Below are 17,406 nucleotides of genomic sequence, written 5' to 3' on the forward strand. Positions count from 1 at the left end.
TCAATCCGTCCTCGCAGCGGAGACGTCGACGCAGACGGCTCCCGTGTTGCCGTCGGGGTCGGCGATCACCGTGAGCGATGGCGCGTCGCGGTCATCGACGACGGTCCCGCCCGCGGCGAGGGCGGCGGCGATCCGTTGTTCAGCCACCTCGGGCGCCACGTAGACCTCGATGTGGAACCGCTGACGCGGAGCCTCGTGCTCGTCGTCCCCGAACCAGAGGTTCGGTACCCGTCCCGTGGCGTCCCGGACCTCGTCGCTGGGGGACCCGCGTCCCTGGGACGCGGCGCTCCCGGTCAGCAGGGCGGCCCAGACCGGGGCGATGGTCGCGGAGCGCCCCGTGTCGAGGCCGAGCTCGATCTCACTGACCGAGGTCGGGTCGGCGGTGATCCGGTGTGCGGCGGCGATCTCGGTGATGCGTCGCGCGAGGTCGACGTCCTGCTGGGTCACCCATTCGACGACGTGTTCGGTGCCCTCGTCGTCGCGGTAGACGGCGTCGGCGCTGACCAGTTCGAGGTCGACGTACCCGTCGCCGATCGACACGCGCGGGTGGTGGCCGAGCGCGTCGCCCGCCTCGCCCACTGCGATCACGAACCGTGCGCCGGTGCCGAAGTCGTCGACCAGGTACCGGGCATGCAGCCCCTGCGCCAGCTTGCGCCAATCGGTCAGGCCGGCCGCGGCGATCTGTTCGCCCTTCAGCATGTCCATGGACGCGGAGTGTAATCCGATCGCAGCCGCTGCGGCAGCCCCGGATCCGTGTCCGGGGGGATCAGCCGCTCTTGCGCCGGAACTCGCGCTTGTGGTCGGCCGGGCCCTGGCTCTGCCGGGCCGCGCCGCCGCCGTCGAGGTGCGACTCGCCCTCACGACGCCTGGCAGCGTTGTTCTTCCGTTCGAGCGCCTCCCGGAACTTGCGCTTGGTCTCCTCGGAGGGGCCGGAGGTGCTCTGCTCGTCGGACGTCATGGGTTCGAGTCTGGCACGGATGCGGGGACGGCACGGCACGAAACCGGGGTCGGAACACGCCACCTGCTAGAGTTGAAGCGGTTGTCCGATGGACACCGTCGTCTGATGTGCCGCGAAGCGGTGCGACATCCGATTCGGATGCAGGCCACAACCGAACATCGACATCCATGGAGCAGGCCGGCAGGAAGCTGGTCCCCTGTGGTGGATTACCAAGCACGGCTTGGTGAACTTCTACTGGTGGCCAGCGTGAGCGTATCGCCTGATGCGTTTCGTAATGCCTGTTCCTGCTCCCGACGTTGAGTCGCGCCCATACGGGGTGCGACGTAAAACAAAGGAGACGACCTCTTGGAAGGTCCTGAAATCACGTTCGCCGAAGCCGTCATCGACAATGGCCGCTTCGGCACCCGCACCATCCGCTTCGAGACGGGGCGGCTCGCGCAGCAGGCGCAGGGCTCCGCCGTGGCCTACCTCGACGAGGAGACCATGCTGCTCTCGGCGACCTCGGTCTCGAAGCAGCCGAAGGAGCACTTCGACTTCTTCCCGCTGACGATCGACGTGGAAGAGCGCATGTACGCCGCGGGCCGCATTCCCGGCTCGTTCTTCCGTCGCGAGGGTCGCCCCTCGACCGACGCGATCCTCACCTGCCGCCTGATCGACCGTCCGCTGCGTCCCTCGTTCGTCGAGGGCCTCCGCAACGAGGTGCAGGTCGTCGTCACGGTGCTCGCCATCGAGCCCGACGAGCTCTACGACGTCCTCGCCATCAACGCGGCGTCGCTCTCGACGCAGCTCTCCGGCCTGCCCTTCTCCGGCCCCGTCGCCGGCGTGCGCGTCGCGCTCATCGACGGCCAGTGGGTCGCGTTCCCGAAGTACTCCCAGCTCGAGGACGCCGTCTTCGACATGGTCGTCGCCGGCCGCGTCGTGACCGAGGCCGACGGCTCGCAGGACGTCGCGATCATGATGGTCGAGGCCGAGGCCACCGACGTCGCCTGGAACCTCATCCAGGGCGGCGCCGTGAAGCCGACCGAGGAGGTCGTCGCCCAAGGGCTCGAGGCCGCGAAGCCGTTCATCAAGCAGCTCGTCGAGGCGCAGCAGCAGGTCGCGGCCACGGCCGCGAAGGAGACCGCCGACTACCCGACGTTCCCGCCGTACCAGCAGTCGACGTACGACGTCGTCGCCGCGTACGCGTACGAGGAGCTCAAGGGCATCTACCAGATCGCCGGCAAGACCGAGCGCCAGGACGCCGACGACGCCCTCAAGGCCCGCGTCAAGGACGAGGTCGCGGCGAAGGTCGCGCACGGCGAGCTCCCCGAATCCGCACTCGGCGAGGTGTCGGCCGCCTACAAGTCCGTCACCAAGCTCGTGGTGCGCTCGCGCGTGCTCGAGGAGGGCGTGCGCATCGACGGTCGCGGGCTCCGCGACATCCGCCCGCTCGACGCCGAGGTGCAGGTCGTGCCCCGCGTGCACGGCTCGGCCATCTTCCAGCGCGGCGAGACGCAGATCCTCGGCGTCACGACGCTCAACATGCTGAAGATGGAGCAGCAGATCGACTCGCTCTCGCCCGAGACGAAGAAGCGCTACATGCACAACTACAACTTCCCGCCCTACTCGACGGGTGAGACGGGTCGTGTGGGTTCGCCCAAGCGTCGCGAGATCGGCCACGGCGCGCTCGCCGAGCGTGCCCTCGTGCCGGTCCTGCCCACGCGCGAGGAGTTCCCCTACGCGATCCGCCAGGTGTCCGAGGCGCTCGGCTCCAACGGATCGACCTCGATGGGCTCGGTCTGCGCGTCCACGCTGTCGCTCCTGAACGCCGGTGTGCCGCTGCGCGCGCCCGTCGCGGGCATCGCGATGGGCCTCATCTCCGACACCAAGGACGGACAGACGCGCTACGCGGCGCTCACCGACATCCTCGGTGCCGAGGACGCCCTCGGCGACATGGACTTCAAGGTCGCCGGCACGAGCGAGTTCATCACCGCGATCCAGCTCGACACCAAGCTCGACGGCATCCCCGCCTCGGTGCTCGGCGGCGCGCTGACGCAGGCGAAGGAGGCGCGCACCACGATCCTCACGGTGCTGAACGCCGCCATCGAGGGTCCCGACGAGATGGCGCCCACCGCGCCGCGCGTCATCAGCGTGCAGATCCCCGTCGACAAGATCGGCGAGCTCATCGGGCCCAAGGGCAAGACGATCAACGCGATCCAAGACGAGACCGGCGCCGAGATCTCCATCGAGGAGGACGGCACCGTCTACATCGGCGCGACCGACGGCCCCTCGGCCGAGGCCGCCCGCGCCCAGGTCAACGCGATCGCCAACCCCACCAACCCCGAGGTCGGCGAGCAGTTCCTGGGCACGGTCGTGAAGATCGCCGCCTTCGGCGCGTTCGTCTCGCTGCTGCCCGGCAAGGACGGCCTGCTGCACATCTCCGAGGTGCGCAAGCTCGCCGGCGGCAAGCGCGTCGAGAACGTCGAGGACGTGCTCGGCGTCGGCCAGAAGATCCTCGTCGAGATCACGAAGATCGACGACCGCGGCAAGCTCTCCCTCGCCCCGGTGCTGGCCGAGGAGGCCGAGGCCAAGGGCGAGGCCGACGGTGGCGACACCGCCCGCGCCCACGCCGAGGAGCCCGCGGAGGGCGTCGAGGTCTAGGTCTCGCCGCTTCCGAACACACGGATGCCCCGCTCCGATCCCTGAGCACGTCGAAGGGTCGGGCGGGGCATCCGTCGTCTCCGGTGAGCGGAGGCGTCTCCGGCTAGAGGAGCGGGAACGTCGCCCGGTGGGCGGCGTCCCGCTCGGCCAGTGCCGCTGAGGCGGCGGACTGCTCCGCCATGCGGCGCAGGAACCGTTCGCGGTCGGCGCGACGCGCCGCGCGACGCCGGCCCCAGCGGGCGAGGGCGAGGCCGCCGCGCACGGCCCACGCCGAGAGCCGGCCGGATGCGGGGGAGAGGGTCACGGAGTTCATGGGTGCTCCTTCGAGGGCGGATCGCTCGCGCGATCGTTCGGCTCGCCCGTGGGCTCTCCGCGCACGAGCGGGAATGCGTTGATGTGGATCTGCACCGGGCGCGAGCCCGGCGACGGCGTGCGCTTGTACGCATCGATGTACTGCTTCAGCACGAGGTCGATGTCGGTCACGAGGCCGTGCAGCTGGTCGGGCGTGAGGCGCAGGTTGATGGTGTCGGAGGTGGCCACGTCGAGCCATTCGGGCCCGAACACGTGCTCGCCCTCTGCGGTGAAGTCGCGGAAGTTCTGTTCGCGCGACCGGTACCACTCGTCTTCGACGAGCTTCACGGCCAGACGCTCGGCGCTGCCAGGGGGCAGGTCGCGGGCGTCGGGGATGGCGATCGAGCCCGGACGCCGCTCCCACCACCGCTCGCGTCCCTTGCCGCGCGTCTCGTCTTCGCGAACGAGCCCGGCTCGCTCGAGTTGGCGCAGGTGGTAGCTCGTCGCCCCGCTCGACTCGCCGAGACGTTCGGCGAGGCCGCTCGCGGTCATGGGGCCGTAGGCGGACAGTTCATCGTAGATGCGCACCCGCAGCGGGTGGGCGAGGCTCTTCAGGCTCGCACTCGTGAGCACATGGTCGATGCCCGGGTGGCGAGTGCTGCTCGGCTGGGACTCCAGGTCCTCGGGCGGGGTCGTGTTCATAGTGCAAAGGTACCGCTGCAAAGAAAACGTTGCAAGAGTTTATTTGCAACATTTTCTTTGCACCGCCGCCGCGAGTCGGTCGGCGCTGCCCGGCGCGCGGTCGAGGTAGAGCATGGGCTCGATGGCCTCCAGCTCGAGCACGCCGAGTCGGCCATCCACGCGGATCAGGTCGAGGCGGGCGTACACGAGGTCGAACGGGAGGCGGCCGAGCATCGCCTCAACCTCGGCGAGGTCGTCGGCAGGCAGTCGGTCGGGCAGCACCGACCCGCCGTAGATGCCGTGCGCGCGGAAGTCCCCGGCCGCCGGCGTCTTCCGCAGCACGTGGCTCGGCCTGCCGTCGATGACGACGACCGACCATTCGCCTTCGGAGACGACGGACGACACGAACGGCTGCACCATCAGGTCGCGCCCCGTTTCCAGCGCCTCGAGCGCCTCGGGAAGCTCGTCGGCCGAGACGCGGCGCACCTCCATCGCGCCCGCGCCGACCACGGGCTTCAGCACGAGTTTCCCCCAGCGCTGCCGCGCCACCGCGTCGAGCACCTGCGCGCGCGTCGCGATGGAGGCGCGGAGCGTGGGCACGATGGGCACGCCCCAGCGCTCGAGGTCGAGGAGGTAGCCCTTGTCGGCATTCCAGCGCGCGATGTCGGCGGCATTGAAGAGGGTGCAGGAGGACGCCTCGATGCGGTCGAGCCGGTCGAGGAACGCGGTCGTCTCGTCGACGTAGTCCCACGTGCTCCGGATGACGGCGGCGTCGAAGTCGTTCCAGTCGACATCGGGATCCGCCCAGACGACCGGTTCGGCGTCGACGCCGAGCGACCCGAACGCCGCGACGAGCAGCCGGTCGTCGGTGAACAGCGCGTCGACGTCGGGGATCTCCCACGTCACGAAGCGGGGGAGTCGTCGGCAGCGCAGCACCGCGACGCGCACGGGCTCACTTCCGGCGGTCGAGCAGCGGTCGCAGCCGGAAGGGGATGAGCTCGCCCATCGCGAGCGACGTCTCGGTGCGTTCCACGCCGTCGATGGCGAGGATGTCCCGGTCGATGCGGAAGAGGTCGTGCGCGTCGCGGCACACCACCCGCACGAGCAGGTCGACCGATCCCGAGAGGCCGTGCGCCTGGATCACCTCGGGGATCCCGGCGATCTCGTCGACCACCGCGGCGAGCCGCTTCTGCTGCACGTGCACCGAGATGAACGCCTCGAGCGGGAAGCCGAGCGGCACCGGATCGATGCTGCGTTCGAACGAGAGGAACGCGCCGGATGCCTCGAGCCGCGACATCCGCGCCTGCACCGTGTTGCGCGACAGGTTGAGCCGATCGGCCAGCGCGACGACCGTCGCTCGGGGGTCGGCGGTGAGCGCGGTCAGGAGCGATCGGTCGACGGCGTCGTAGCCTCTCATAACGTCGCACGATACCACCCAGGCTGAGCGTGGACTGTGCAACATGCTCAACCGTCCCGCGAATGCTTGAGCTAGGTGACCGATCGACGTACTCTCGCAGTATCCGGCAGAGCCGCCGGGCGCGGGGCAGCTCACGAGGCGAACCCGCCGAACGCGAGGATCGACGATGACCCCATCCGACCGAGACGCCACCGGGCTCCTCACCCGATCAGACCAGTACGTGCAGCTCATCAGCCCGACGGGCGAGCGCCGTCACGACCCCGACTACGACCCGTGGGTCGCCGATGTCGACGCCGACGCGCTCACGCGCCTCTACCGCGACATGGCGATCGTGCGACGGCTCGACGCCGAGGCCACCGCGCTCCAGCGTCAGGGCGAGCTCGGGTTGTGGCCACCCCTCGCGGGCCAGGAGGCCGCCCAGATCGGTTCCGCCCGCGCCCTCCGCGACGACGACTTCGTGTTCTCGAGCTACCGCGAGCATGCCGTGGCCTGGTGCCGCGGTGTCGGCCCCGCGGAGCTCCTCACCGTGTGGCGCGGCTCCGCGGCATCCGGATGGAACCCCTTCGAGCACGCCATGGCGGTGCCGCAGATCATCATCGGCGCGCAGACCCTGCACGCCACCGGCTACGCCATGGGCCTGAAGTGGGAGGAGTCGGATGCCGCCGCCATCTCGTACTTCGGCGACGGCGCCACGAGCGAAGGTGACGTGAACGAGGCGTTCGTGTTCGCCTCGAGCTTCGACGCGCCCGTCGTGTTCTTCTGCCAGAACAACCAGTGGGCGATCTCCGAGCCGGTCGACCTGCAGTCGAAGCAGCACCTCGCGCGCCGCGCCGACGGCTTCGGCATGCCGGGCATCCGCGTCGACGGCAACGACGTGCTCGCGGTGCTCGCGGCGACCCGCATCGCCCTCGACCATGCCCGCCGCGGCAAGGGGCCGACGCTCATCGAGGCCGTCACGTACCGCATGGGCCCGCACACCACGGCCGACGATCCCAAGCGCTACCGCACCGACGACGAGCTCGCCGACTGGCGCACGCGCGACCCGCTCGCGCGCGTGCTGGCCCTGCTCGCGACCCTCGGCACCGACGCCGACGCGCTCGAGCGCGAGGTCGCCGAGGAGTCCCGGGCCGCCGCCGCCGAGCTGCGCGCCGCCGTCACCACCATCCCCGACCCCGAGCCGATGAGCGTGTTCGACCACGTGTACGCCGAGCCGAACACGCACCTCGCACGTCAGCGCGACCACTACGCGCGCTACCTCGCGATGTTCGACGAGACCGGTGCCGGCGCGGCATCCGGTGCCGCAGGGGGTGCCCGATGACGACCCTCACGCTCGGGAAGGCCCTCAACGAGGGGATTCGGCGTGCGCTCGCGGCCGACGACAAGGTCGTGCTCATGGGCGAGGACATCGGCACGCTCGGCGGGGTGTTCCGCATCACCGACGGGCTCAAGGCCGAGTTCGGGCCGAACCGCGTCGTCGACACCCCACTCTCGGAGGCGGGCATCGTCGGCACCGCGGTCGGGCTCGCGTACCGCGGCTTCCGGCCCGTGGTCGAGATCCAGTTCGACGGGTTCATCTACCCGAGCTTCGACCAGATCGTCGCCCAGGTCGCGAAGCTCCACTACCGCTCGCGCGGGAACGTGCGGATGCCGCTCACGATCCGCGTGCCGTTCGGCGGCGGCATCGGCGCCGCCGAGCACCACTCGGAGTCGCCGGAGGCGTACTTCGCGCACACCGCCGGCCTCCGGGTCGTCGCGTGCTCGAACCCCGCCGACGCGTACGTGATGATCCAGCAGGCCATCGCGAGCGACGATCCCGTGCTGTTCTTCGAGCCCAAGCGGCGCTACCACGTGAAGGGCGAGGTCGACCTCGACGCCAGCCTCGCCGACGCGAAGCCCATGGGACTCGCGACCTTCGTCGCCAAGGGCGACGATGTGACGCTCGTGACGTACGGCGGGCTCGTGCCGACCGCCCGCGACGCCGCCATCGCGGCAGCCGAAGACGGCATCTCCATCGAGGTGATCGACCTGCGCTCGCTCGCGCCCATCGACTACGAGTCGGTGGCGGCATCCGTGCGCCGTACCGGTCGCCTCGTCGTCGCACACGAGGCGGGTCAGCAGGGCGGGCTCGGCGGCGAGCTCATCGCCGGCATCACCGAGCGGTGCTTCGACTACCTCGAGGCCGCGCCCGTGCGGGTGACGGGACACGACATCCCGTACCCGCCCGCCAAACTGGAACGGCACCACCTGCCCGACCTCGACCGCATCCTCGACGGGGTCGACCGGGTGCTCGGCCGGCCCAACTCGCTGAGCGGAGTGGAGGCGGGCGCCCGATGATCAAGGAATTCCCCCTGCCCGATCTCGGTGAGGGGCTCACCGAAAGCGAGATCGTCGCCTGGCGGGTCGCGGTGGGCGACCACGTCGAGCTCAACCAGATCATCGCCGACGTCGAGACGGCCAAGGCGGTCGTCGAACTGCCCTCGCCGTACGAGGGCACCATCACGGCCCTGCACGCGAAAGAGGGCGAGGTCGTCAACGTCGGCGAGCCGCTGTTCTCCTGCGAGACCGACGCGGCAGGCGCGGCGGTCGCTGAGCCCGCGGTCGCCGAGGCGGCGGTCGCTGAGCCCGTCGAAGCGACGGCTCCCTCCCCGAACTCGGGAACCGGAACCGCCGAGGCCGCCATCGAGCCCAACCTCGTCGGCTACGGCGCTCGCGACGAGGGCGGCCCCAAGCGGCGGCCGCGTCGGAGCATCGCGCTGGCCGACGACCTCGTGCCCGAGGCGCCGGTCGCCGTCGACGAGGTGAGCACGACCGAGCGTCGGCTCGAGCCGCCGATGCGTCCCGAGCGTCCTCGCTCGACCCCGCCCGTGCGCAAGCTCGCGCGCGATCTCGGCGTCGACCTCGCCGAGCTGACCGGCACGGGCGAGCGCGGTCTCATCACGCGCGCCGACGTGGAGGCCGCGGCTTCCGGCGCGATGCTCCCTGAGCTTGTCGAAGGGAGCACTTCCGCAGCCGACGATTCGACGAGCTCCGCGAGCGCTCCCGCCGAGACCCGCATCCCGATCAAGGGCGTGCGCAAGCACACCGCCGCCGCGATGGTGCGGAGCGCCTTCACGGCGCCGCACGTGACCGAGTTCCTCACGGTCGACGTCACCGCGACCATGGAACTGCTGCGGAGCATCCGCGACGACCGCGCCTTCGCCGGACACAAGGTGACGCCGCTCACGGTCGTGGCGAAGGCCGTGTGCATCGCGGCCGCACGTACGCCAGAGGTCAACTCGCGGTGGGACGACGAGGCGCAGGAGATCGTGCAGTTCGGCGGCGTGAACCTCGGCATCGCCGCGGCCACCGACCGCGGGCTCGTGGTGCCCAACGTCAAGGGCGCCGAGCGGATGACGCTCATCGAGCTCGCCGACGCCATCGCCGCGCTCGCCGACACGGCGCGGGCGGGCAGGTCGAGTCCTGCCGACCTCACGGGCGGCACCATCTCGATCACGAACATCGGCGTCTTCGGCATCGACGCGGGCACGCCCATCCTGAATCCGGGGGAGGCGGCCATCATCGCGATGGGCGCCGTGCGCCGTCAGCCCTGGGAGCACCGCGGCGAGATCGCACTCCGCGAGCTCATGACGCTCTCGCTGTCGTTCGATCACCGGCTCGTCGACGGCGAGCAGGGCTCGCGGTTCCTGGCCGATGTCGGCTCGATCCTCAGGGAACCGGGTCTCGCCCTCACCATGGCGTGATGTCGCGTTCGGCGGGAGGATGGGCGTATGGACGAACGCAACATCCTCTCGCCGGCCGACACCGCCGACGAGCTCGACGGCACGGCGTTCCGGCACACCCAGGATCACCTGGTCGCCGCCTTCACGACCGCCGACTTCCGCAGCGCCGTGCGCCTGCTCGACGCGGTGGCGGTCGTCGCCGACGAACTGAACCACCACCCCGATGTGCGGCTCGGCTGGGGGCGGGTGGAGTTCGCACTCACCTCGCACGACGCGGGAGGGGTCACCGGCCGCGACGTCGAACTCGCGCGCCGGGTCGTCGCGATCGCCGAGGAGCACGGCGCGAAGCCCGTCTAGGTCCGGATGGGCTCAGCTCGGCGAAGCGCCGCGCACGCCGCGTCTGCGCCTGCGCCTGCGCCTGCGCTCAGCGCAGCTCGAGCACGACTTCGTCGATCTCGATGCCGCGCGCGGCTGCGAAGCCCCGATCGTGACCCACCACGGTGAAGCCGAGCTTGCGGAGCACCGCCAGCGAGCCGGCGTTGTCGGCGGCAGCGTGCGCCCGGACGGGGCGCTGTTCGGTGTCGAGGAAGAGCCGCATGGCGCGGGTAGCGATGCCGCGGCCCCAGTGCGCGCGGTCGATCCAGTACGTGATCATCGGCCCCTCGTCGGGGTCGGTCCATCGGCCGGCGTCGCCCACGATCTCGCCGTCGGCGCGGATCGTGACCAGCCGCTTCGACGGGTCGGCGTGCAGCCGCGCCCAGCGTGCGTCGAACGTGGCCCGGTCGGTCAGGTACGGACCGGTGAATGCCGCCATGCGGATCGCCTCGTCGTCTTGCCGGAGCCGGAACAGTGCATCGAGATCCCCGTCGCGGGTCGCGCGCAGGGTCACGACATGAGGCTGGCCCATGTCATCTCCTCCAGGATGCCGCGGATGGTGCCGTCGGCGAGTCGGCGCCCAGGGATGCGGGCGCTGTGCGGAGTGGAGTTCAGGAGTCCGAAGGCGGCGTGCGCCCGGAACCTGAGCTCCGCCTCGGCCCGATCGGGCCGGAGTCGGGAGAGCGTATCGACCCAGTGCTCGACGTAGCGCCGCTGCAGGGACCGCACCTCGTGGCGTGCGTCGCGGTCGAGGCGATCGAGTTCGCGGTCCTGCACGACGATGACGTCGGCCTCGCCGAGCGCGAAGTCGACGTGGAAGCGGATGAGGGAGCGCAGCGCGTCGGCGGGTTCAGGTGACGCGTCGAGCACGCGTTCGGCCCCCTCGAGCAGCACCCGGCTGGCGCCCTGCAGGATCGCGGCGAGCACCGCGGCCTTGCCGGGGAAGTGCCGGTAGACGGCCGGCCCGCTCACGCCGACCGCGGTGCCGAGATCTTCGATCGTGACGCCGGCGTACCCTCGCTCCGCGAAGAGCGTGGCGGCGGCGGCGAGGATCGCGACGCGGCGATCGGCCTTCTGCCGCCCGCGCTCGGTGCGCGGCAGCTCGCCGTCGGCGACCGCTCCGTGCGCGTCGAGGGTGCTTGCCATGTCGGTGAGTGCTCGCTAACATCGGGAATCGAGTTAGTGAACACTAACCGAAATCGCGTGCCCCGCACAAGGGGGCGCGTCGTCGACGGAGACAGGCGGACGCATGACCACCCTCACGACGGCCATCGACCCGACGAGCCAGTCGTCGCGGCGCAACGCCGACGAGCACGCCGAGCTCGTGCGCGAGCTTCGGGAGAAGCTCGCGACGGCGGCGCTCGGCGGGCCCGAGAGCTCTCGCGAGCGGCACGTCGCACGCGGCAAGCTCCTGCCCCGCGACCGCGTCGATCGCCTCCTCGACGAGGGCAGCCCGTTCCTCGAGCTCTCCCCGCTCGCGGCCGACGGCCTCTACGACGGCGACTCGCCCGGCGCGGGCATCATCACGGGCGTCGGGCTCGTGCACGGGCGACCCGTCGTGGTCGTCTGCAACGACGCCACCGTGAAGGGCGGCACGTACTACCCGATGACGGTCAAGAAGCATCTCCGCGCCCAGGAAGTCGCCCGCGAGCACCGCCTGCCGTGCGTCTACCTGGTCGACTCGGGCGGGGCGTTCCTGCCCCTGCAGGACGAGGTCTTCCCCGACCGCGAGCACTTCGGCCGCATCTTCTACAACCAGGCGCAGCTGTCGTCGATGCGCATCCCGCAGCTCGCGGCCGTGCTGGGGTCGTGCACGGCCGGGGGTGCGTACGTGCCCGCGATGAGCGACGAGACGGTGATCGTGCGCAACCAGGGCACGATCTTCCTCGGCGGCCCGCCGCTCGTGAAGGCCGCCATCGGCGAGGTGGTCACCCCCGAGGAGCTCGGCGGCGGCGACCTGCACTCGCGGGTGTCGGGCGTCACCGACCACCTCGCCGACGACGACGAGCACGCGCTCGAGCTCGTGCGCGACATGGTCGCGACCCTGCCCGAGCAGGCACCGCGTGCCTGGCCGGTGCGCGAATCGCGACCGCCCGCGGTCGATCCTGCCGGGCTCACGGCGGCCGTCCCGGTCGACGTGCAGCAGCCCTACGACGTGCGCGAGGTCATCGCACGGCTCGTCGACGACAGCGAGTTCCACGAGTTCAAGCGCGAGTACGGCGACACGCTCGTCACGGGCTTCGCGCACCTCGACGGTCATCCGGTCGGCATCGTCGCCAACAACGGCGTGCTCTTCAGCGAGTCGGCCATGAAGGGCGCGCACTTCATCGAGCTGTGCGACCAGCGCGGAATCCCGCTCCTCTTCCTGCAGAACATCTCGGGCTTCATGGTCGGCCGCGACGCCGAGGCCGGCGGGATCGCCAAGCACGGCGCGAAGATGGTGACGGCGGTCGCCACGACGCGCGTGCCGAAGCTCACGGTCGTCATCGGCGGGTCCTTCGGCGCCGGCAACTACTCCATGTGCGGGCGCGCGTACTCGCCCCGCTTCCTCTGGATGTGGCCGAATGCCCGCATCTCGGTGATGGGCGGTGAGCAGGCGGCATCCGTGCTCTCGACCGTGAAGCGCGACCAGCTCGCGGCGCGTAGCGAGGAGTGGCCGGATGCCGCGGAGCAGGCCTTCCGCGAACCGATCCGAGCGCAGTACGAGGAGCAGGGCAGCCCCTACCACTCGACGGCGCGGCTCTGGGACGACGGCATCATCGATCCCGCCGACACGCGCACGGTCCTCGCCCTCGCGCTGGAGCTCGCGAGCCGAACACCGCTGCCCGAGCCGTCGTTCGGCCTGTTCCGCATGTAGCGGCCGAGTGCGGCTCGCTCGACGGGGTGTGCGGAGTGGCGCCGCGGGCTCCGGGCGATGACGAGGAGATCGGCGATTCAGAGGGCGCCCCGGCCCGGATCGTCCGCGGGATTGCCGATCTCCTCGCATTCCTGCGCCCGCGCTCGCCCCCGCCACGGTTCCTCCACAGCGGCGCCCGGAGCGGAGTTCCGCACGGATCCGGCCGTGCCGGCACCAGGCGATCGAGCCTCGCCGAGAGTCGTGTCGTGGCCAATACTCCAGCGACCGAACGCGCACCGGCGACCGAACGCGCGCCGGCGACCGAGCCCCGACCGGCGACAGGGCCTGCGCCGACGACCGAACCCATCGCCCTCGCCGGGCACGCGCAGGGCGGTGTCGTCCGCACGCGCAACCTGATCCGGGCCGGATACAGCCGGCACCGCATCGACCGGGCGCTCGCGACGGGAAGCCTCATCAGGGTACGGAAGGGCTGGGTCGCCGTCCCCGGTGCCGATCCCTACCTCGTGGCGGCCGCACGTGCCGGCGTCGTGGTCTCCTGCATCACCCAGGCCCGGCGCCTCGGACTCTGGGTGCTCGACGAAGATCGCCCGCACGTCGCCGCGCCGGCGCACTCCGGTTGCGCCACCCCGAGGAACGCGACCGTGCACTGGGCGAAGCCGGTCGCGCCGCGCCATCCCGACGCCCTCACCGACCCCATCGAGAACGTCGTTGCGCTCGTGGCGCTGTGCCAGCCCTTCGAACCCGCCCTCGCCGTGTGGGAATCGGCACTCCGTCAGCAGTTGGCCGACCGCCAGGAACCCCAGCGGATGCCCCTTTCCGCCGCCGCACGCACCGGTGCTCGAGTCGGCGTCGCCGTTCTCGGACTCCGGCCTCGAGTCGTTCATCGTGCCCCGCCTGGGGTGGATGAAGGTCCCGATCGTGCCGCAGGTCTGGATCTCGGGGCACTGGGTCGACTTCCTGATCGGGGAGCGGCTGGTGCTGCAGGTCGACGGCGGTCATCATGTCGGTGAGCAGCGCGAGTCCGACGTCGAGCATGACGCCCAGCTCACCTTGCTCGGCTACCACGTGATCCGGGTCGGCTACTGGCAGATCGTGGACCGGTGGCAGACCGTGCAGGACCTCATCATGCGCGCCGTCGCCCAAGGCCTGCACCGGGTGCGACGAGGTTGCCGCGATGACGAGGAGATGGGCGATCCCGAGGTCACTCCGACAGCTCTCCGCCCTCGGGATCGCCGATCTCCTCGTCATGGCGGTGATGGCGGGCGTCGCGCGCGTCGTGGCGGGCCGTTCGGCGCGTCGAGGGCCGATCAGAGTGTCGAGGGCCCCTCCGGGCGGTGAAGGCCCAGTTCAGGATGCCGCGGCCGCGCGCTGCACCTCGCGCACTGCCTCGTCGACGCCGCGCGACCAGGGCGTGCCGTGCCCGGGCAGCACCCAGGTGGCTCCGAGTCCGCGGAGGCGAGCGAGCGACGCGACGGCGCCCGCGGGGTCGTCCGTGAAGGGCGCGGGCTGCGGGCCGTCGGCACCCGTGAGCACGTGGCGCGTGGTGAGGGCGTCGCCGACGAAGACCGCGTCGGCGGCCGGCACGTGGATCGCGATCGAACCGGGGGAGTGCCCGGGGAGTCCGATGACGCGCGGCGAACCCGGCAGGTCGAGCACGTCGCCGTCGCGCACGGTCACCACCTCGGTGAGGGGCGTCGTCTTCAGGCCGTTCTTCCGGAGTGCGTACCAGAGGAACCGGGCGACGGCGGCGACCTTCACGTGGCCCCAGGCGGGCTTGGTCGACTCCTCGCCGCGTGCGCGGGCGGCATCCGCCTCGTGCACGAACACCGGCACGCCGTGGTCGCGCCGGAGCCGCTCGGCGAAGCCGATGTGGTCGGAGTCGCCGTGCGTGAGCACCAGGCCGCGCACGTCGTCGATCGAGCGGCCCATGGCCGCGAGTTCCGCGAGGAACTCCGGCCACTGCCCGGCGAGGCCGGCGTCGATCACGGTCACGCCGCCCGGGGCGTCGACGAGGTACACGGCGACGATGTCGTTGCCGACACGGTGGAGGCCGGGTGCGAGCTTCATGGTGCCTCCTCGATGGAGCGGGTCCGACGTACGACGGCTACGATACCTAACAAATCGGCTAATAGCAATAGCTAACTTCTGAATCCGCTCACGACCGCGCCACCCGCTTGTCATTCCAGTTAACGGCCACTAACATCGGTTCCAGTTAGTGCGCGCTAACTGATCGTGGCGCGCGTCCTGCAGAGAGGCGGATGGAACGCTCATGAGCACGCCCGACCTCGCGACGCCCACGCTCGCCACCGTCGCTCGATCCCGCCCCTTCGACCGCGTGCTCGTGGCGAACCGCGGCGAGATCGCGGTGCGGGTCATCCGCACCCTGAAGCGACTCGGCGTGCGCTCGATCGCGGTCTTCTCCGACGCCGACGCCGATGCGCCGCACGTGCGTCTCGCCGACGAGGCCGTGCGCATCGGACCGGCGCCGGCCACCGAGAGCTACCTCGACCCCGATCGCATCGTGGCCGCCGCCGTGGCGACCGGTGCGCAGGCCCTGCACCCGGGCTACGGCTTCCTGTCGGAGCACGCCGGATTCGCACGCGCATGCCGAGAGGCCGGCATCGTCTTCGTCGGCCCCGGCGACGAGGCGCTCGACGTCATGGGCGACAAGATCCGAGCGAAGCGGCACGTCGCGGCATCCGGTGTGCCCATCGTGCCCGGCGTCGCCGACCCCGCCCTCGATGACGCCGCACTCGTCGCCGCGGGCGAGCGCGTCGGGTTCCCGCTGCTCGTGAAGCCGTCGGCGGGCGGCGGCGGCAAGGGCATGCAGGTCGCCCGCGACGCGGCCGAGCTCGAGGCGGCGATCGGCGCCGCGCGCCGCGTCGCGACGGCCGCGTTCGGCGACGACACGCTGCTCCTCGAACGCCTGATCGAGCGGCCCCGGCACATCGAGGTGCAGGTGCTGGCCGATACCGCGGGCACCGTGATCCACCTCGGCGAACGCGAGTGCTCGTTGCAGCGTCGGCACCAGAAGGTGATCGAGGAGGCGCCGTCGCCGTTGCTCGACGCAGAGACCCGCGATCGCATCGGCCGGGCCGCGTGCGAGGCCGCCCGGAGCGTGGGCTACCTCGGCGCGGGCACGGTGGAGTTCCTGGTGTCGGATGCCGCGCCCGAGGAGTTCTTCTTCATCGAGATGAACACCCGGCTGCAGGTCGAGCACCCCGTGACCGAACTCGTCACGGGCGTCGACCTCGTCGAGCAGCAGCTGCGGATCGCGGCGGGGGAGCCACTCGCGCTCGCACAGGAGGACGTGCGGCTCGTCGGCCACGCCATCGAGGCTCGCGTCTACGCCGAGACCCCGCACCGCGGCTTCCTTCCCTCGACCGGCACGGTGCTCGCCTGGCGCGAGCCGGCCGGCGAGGGGGTCCGCGTCGACGCGGGCATCGCCGAGGGCCAGGAGATCACCGCCCATTACGACCCCATGATCGCCAAGGTGATCGCGTACGGCTCCGATCGCACGCAGGCGATCGAGCGGCTCGATCGCGCCCTCGCCGACACGGTCGTGCTCGGCGTCGACACGAACGCCGGGTTCCTCCGGCGGCTCATCGCCCAGCCCGACGTGCGTGCCGGCCACCTCGACACGGGCCTCATCGACCGCATGCCCGAGGCCGGTGCGGGCGTCGTGGATCCCTCGCCCGCGCTCGTCGACGCGGCGGCGCGGCGATTCGCCGACGACGAGGCGCGCGGACGGCAGGCGGCGGATGCCTCGGGCCCCCACTTCACCGCGAATCCCGGGTTCCTGCCGCCCAACCCGCAGGAACCCGGGATTCGGGCGGGTGGTGGACGTGACGGGATTGGGGCGGGTGGTGGACGTGCGACCGGGACCGCCGTGCATGACTCGCAGCACGGGCCGTCGGTATGGCGGACGGCGGTAGGCTGGCAGCCGGGCGGCGTGCGTCCCATCCGGGTGCTGCTCGCGCCGCGCGACCACCCGCACGATGTCCACACGGTCCCGGTGGCGGGCGCAGCCGCCGACGAGGCCGCGACCCGAACCATCGTCCGCGTCGGCGACGACGGCGCCGTCTGGGTGCACCACGACGGCGAGGCGGCCGCGTTCGTGCGCCTCGACCGACGCGCCCACGCGCAGCAGCGTCGCGACGCGGCCGAGCGCGGCGGGCTCGCCGCCGAGCCCGAGCTCCGGGCACCCATGCCCGGCACCGTGACGGCGGTGTTCGCCGCCGATGGCGACGCCGTCGAGGAGGGCGACGCCATCGTCGCCATCGAGGCCATGAAGATGGAGCACCGCGTCGTCGCCGGACTCGACGGCATCGTGCGGGTCGCCGTTGCGGTCGGCGACCTCGTGGTACGCGACCAGGCCGTCGCCCGCATCGAACCCCATGCCGACGAACCCCGTGCCGACGAACCCCGTGCCGGCGTCGACGACACCCAGTCCCACAAGGAATGAGGA

The 17,406-nt window shown here is 71.2% G+C and carries 18 protein-coding genes; 9 read left to right on the forward strand and 9 right to left on the reverse strand.

What is annotated here, in order from left to right; all coding sequences use genetic code 11:
- Complete coding sequence (locus tag ACVFI9_RS07880; protein WP_474765582.1) at positions 1-705, reverse strand: VOC family protein; 705 nt, start codon at positions 703-705, stop codon at positions 1-3.
- Between the two features lie 61 nt (positions 706-766).
- Positions 767-958 carry a DUF5302 domain-containing protein gene (locus ACVFI9_RS07885; RefSeq protein ID WP_474765584.1) on the reverse strand — a complete coding sequence of 64 codons (192 nt, stop codon included), beginning with the start codon at positions 956-958 and terminating at the stop codon, positions 767-769.
- Between the two features lie 345 nt (positions 959-1,303).
- On the opposite strand from ACVFI9_RS07885, the gene ACVFI9_RS07890 reads away from it, so the two are divergent.
- On the forward strand, positions 1,304-3,598 hold the full coding sequence (locus tag ACVFI9_RS07890) for a polyribonucleotide nucleotidyltransferase (protein WP_474765586.1): 2,295 nt from the start codon (positions 1,304-1,306) through the stop codon (positions 3,596-3,598).
- A 103-nt stretch (positions 3,599-3,701) separates the two neighbouring features.
- On the opposite strand, the gene ACVFI9_RS07895 is transcribed toward ACVFI9_RS07890, so the two are convergent.
- The 4 genes from ACVFI9_RS07895 to ACVFI9_RS07910 are packed head-to-tail and all read right to left on the reverse strand — an operon-like array spanning position 3,702 to position 5,987.
- Positions 3,702-3,911, reverse strand: a complete 210-nt coding sequence (locus ACVFI9_RS07895) for a hypothetical protein (protein WP_474765587.1) — start codon at positions 3,909-3,911, stop codon at positions 3,702-3,704.
- Positions 3,908-4,591: an ArsR/SmtB family transcription factor gene (locus ACVFI9_RS07900; protein ID WP_474765588.1), complete on the reverse strand. Its 684-nt coding sequence runs from the start codon at positions 4,589-4,591 to the stop codon at positions 3,908-3,910. The genes ACVFI9_RS07895 and ACVFI9_RS07900 overlap by 4 nt, the downstream gene beginning before the upstream one ends.
- A 39-nt stretch (positions 4,592-4,630) precedes the next feature.
- A complete protein-coding gene (locus tag ACVFI9_RS07905; RefSeq protein WP_474765589.1) occupies positions 4,631-5,518 on the reverse strand; it encodes an ATP-grasp domain-containing protein in 888 nt (295 codons plus the stop codon).
- 4 nt (positions 5,519-5,522) lie between these two features.
- Positions 5,523-5,987, reverse strand: coding sequence for an Lrp/AsnC family transcriptional regulator (locus ACVFI9_RS07910; RefSeq protein ID WP_474765591.1), 465 nt, complete (start codon positions 5,985-5,987; stop codon positions 5,523-5,525).
- A 166-nt stretch (positions 5,988-6,153) separates the two neighbouring features.
- Here ACVFI9_RS07910 and pdhA point away from each other — a divergent pair, with 166 nt between their 5' ends.
- The 4 genes from pdhA to ACVFI9_RS07930 are packed head-to-tail and all read left to right on the forward strand — an operon-like array spanning position 6,154 to position 10,063.
- A complete protein-coding gene (pdhA, locus tag ACVFI9_RS07915; RefSeq protein ID WP_474765592.1) occupies positions 6,154-7,305 on the forward strand; it encodes a pyruvate dehydrogenase (acetyl-transferring) E1 component subunit alpha in 1,152 nt (383 codons plus the stop codon).
- Positions 7,302-8,321 (forward strand): alpha-ketoacid dehydrogenase subunit beta, encoded by a 1,020-nt coding sequence (locus tag ACVFI9_RS07920; RefSeq protein ID WP_474765594.1) that lies wholly within the window; start codon positions 7,302-7,304, stop codon positions 8,319-8,321. Before pdhA ends, ACVFI9_RS07920 begins: the two co-directional genes overlap by 4 nt.
- Positions 8,318-9,727, forward strand: coding sequence for a dihydrolipoamide acetyltransferase family protein (locus ACVFI9_RS07925; RefSeq protein WP_474765596.1), 1,410 nt, complete (start codon positions 8,318-8,320; stop codon positions 9,725-9,727). The genes ACVFI9_RS07920 and ACVFI9_RS07925 overlap by 4 nt, the downstream gene beginning before the upstream one ends.
- 27 nt (positions 9,728-9,754) lie before the next feature.
- A complete protein-coding gene (locus ACVFI9_RS07930) occupies positions 9,755-10,063 on the forward strand; it encodes a 4a-hydroxytetrahydrobiopterin dehydratase (RefSeq protein ID WP_474765598.1) in 309 nt (102 codons plus the stop codon).
- Positions 10,064-10,130: 67 nt separating this feature from the next.
- On the opposite strand, the gene ACVFI9_RS07935 is transcribed toward ACVFI9_RS07930, so the two are convergent.
- The gene (locus tag ACVFI9_RS07935; protein ID WP_474765599.1) at positions 10,131-10,613 is read right to left on the reverse strand and encodes a GNAT family N-acetyltransferase; all 483 of its coding nucleotides are present in this window, start codon (positions 10,611-10,613) and stop codon (positions 10,131-10,133) included.
- A complete protein-coding gene (locus tag ACVFI9_RS07940) occupies positions 10,592-11,227 on the reverse strand; it encodes a TetR/AcrR family transcriptional regulator (RefSeq protein ID WP_474765601.1) in 636 nt (211 codons plus the stop codon). Before ACVFI9_RS07940 ends, ACVFI9_RS07935 begins: the two co-directional genes overlap by 22 nt.
- A gap of 103 nt (positions 11,228-11,330) precedes the next feature.
- On the opposite strand from ACVFI9_RS07940, the gene ACVFI9_RS07945 reads away from it, so the two are divergent.
- The 3 genes from ACVFI9_RS07945 to ACVFI9_RS07955 all read left to right on the forward strand — a co-directional run bounded on the left by ACVFI9_RS07945 (position 11,331) and on the right by ACVFI9_RS07955 (position 14,276).
- Positions 11,331-12,938 carry a carboxyl transferase domain-containing protein gene (locus tag ACVFI9_RS07945; RefSeq protein WP_474765603.1) on the forward strand — a complete coding sequence of 536 codons (1,608 nt, stop codon included), beginning with the start codon at positions 11,331-11,333 and terminating at the stop codon, positions 12,936-12,938.
- Between the two features lie 245 nt (positions 12,939-13,183).
- Positions 13,184-13,948: a type IV toxin-antitoxin system AbiEi family antitoxin domain-containing protein gene (locus ACVFI9_RS07950; protein WP_474766204.1), complete on the forward strand. Its 765-nt coding sequence runs from the start codon at positions 13,184-13,186 to the stop codon at positions 13,946-13,948.
- Positions 13,842-14,276, forward strand: coding sequence for an endonuclease domain-containing protein (locus ACVFI9_RS07955; protein WP_474765605.1), 435 nt, complete (start codon positions 13,842-13,844; stop codon positions 14,274-14,276). The genes ACVFI9_RS07950 and ACVFI9_RS07955 overlap by 107 nt, the downstream gene beginning before the upstream one ends.
- Before the next feature lie 9 nt (positions 14,277-14,285).
- Here the strand turns inward: ACVFI9_RS07955 and ACVFI9_RS07960 are convergent, their stop codons facing one another.
- Entirely contained in the window at positions 14,286-15,005 is a 720-nt protein-coding gene (locus tag ACVFI9_RS07960; RefSeq protein ID WP_474765606.1) for an MBL fold metallo-hydrolase, read from the reverse strand.
- 202 nt (positions 15,006-15,207) lie between these two features.
- Here ACVFI9_RS07960 and ACVFI9_RS07965 point away from each other — a divergent pair, with 202 nt between their 5' ends.
- A complete protein-coding gene (locus ACVFI9_RS07965; RefSeq protein ID WP_474765608.1) occupies positions 15,208-17,403 on the forward strand; it encodes an acetyl/propionyl/methylcrotonyl-CoA carboxylase subunit alpha in 2,196 nt (731 codons plus the stop codon).
- Positions 17,404-17,406 lie beyond the last annotated feature (3 nt).

The sequence above is a fragment of the Agromyces sp. NSFZ genome (genome assembly GCF_056156205.1).

Bases quoted from the DNA above. Each gene is read 5' to 3' on its own strand.
- ACVFI9_RS07880 (WP_474765582.1), bottom strand. From the start codon at position 705: ATGGACATGCTGAAGGGCGAACAGATCGCCGCGGCCGGCCTGACCGAT.
- ACVFI9_RS07955 (WP_474765605.1), top strand. From the start codon at position 13,842: ATGAAGGTCCCGATCGTGCCGCAGGTCTGGATCTCGGGGCACTGGGTC.
- ACVFI9_RS07885 (WP_474765584.1), bottom strand. From the start codon at position 958: ATGACGTCCGACGAGCAGAGCACCTCCGGCCCCTCCGAGGAGACCAAG.
- ACVFI9_RS07945 (WP_474765603.1), top strand. From the start codon at position 11,331: ATGACCACCCTCACGACGGCCATCGACCCGACGAGCCAGTCGTCGCGG.
- ACVFI9_RS07910 (WP_474765591.1), bottom strand. From the start codon at position 5,987: ATGAGAGGCTACGACGCCGTCGACCGATCGCTCCTGACCGCGCTCACC.
- ACVFI9_RS07965 (WP_474765608.1), top strand. From the start codon at position 15,208: ATGAGCACGCCCGACCTCGCGACGCCCACGCTCGCCACCGTCGCTCGA.
- ACVFI9_RS07895 (WP_474765587.1), bottom strand. From the start codon at position 3,911: ATGAACTCCGTGACCCTCTCCCCCGCATCCGGCCGGCTCTCGGCGTGG.
- ACVFI9_RS07900 (WP_474765588.1), bottom strand. From the start codon at position 4,591: ATGAACACGACCCCGCCCGAGGACCTGGAGTCCCAGCCGAGCAGCACT.
- ACVFI9_RS07940 (WP_474765601.1), bottom strand. From the start codon at position 11,227: ATGGCAAGCACCCTCGACGCGCACGGAGCGGTCGCCGACGGCGAGCTG.
- pdhA (WP_474765592.1), top strand. From the start codon at position 6,154: ATGACCCCATCCGACCGAGACGCCACCGGGCTCCTCACCCGATCAGAC.
- ACVFI9_RS07925 (WP_474765596.1), top strand. From the start codon at position 8,318: ATGATCAAGGAATTCCCCCTGCCCGATCTCGGTGAGGGGCTCACCGAA.
- ACVFI9_RS07930 (WP_474765598.1), top strand. From the start codon at position 9,755: ATGGACGAACGCAACATCCTCTCGCCGGCCGACACCGCCGACGAGCTC.
- ACVFI9_RS07935 (WP_474765599.1), bottom strand. From the start codon at position 10,613: ATGGGCCAGCCTCATGTCGTGACCCTGCGCGCGACCCGCGACGGGGAT.
- ACVFI9_RS07920 (WP_474765594.1), top strand. From the start codon at position 7,302: ATGACGACCCTCACGCTCGGGAAGGCCCTCAACGAGGGGATTCGGCGT.
- ACVFI9_RS07960 (WP_474765606.1), bottom strand. From the start codon at position 15,005: ATGAAGCTCGCACCCGGCCTCCACCGTGTCGGCAACGACATCGTCGCC.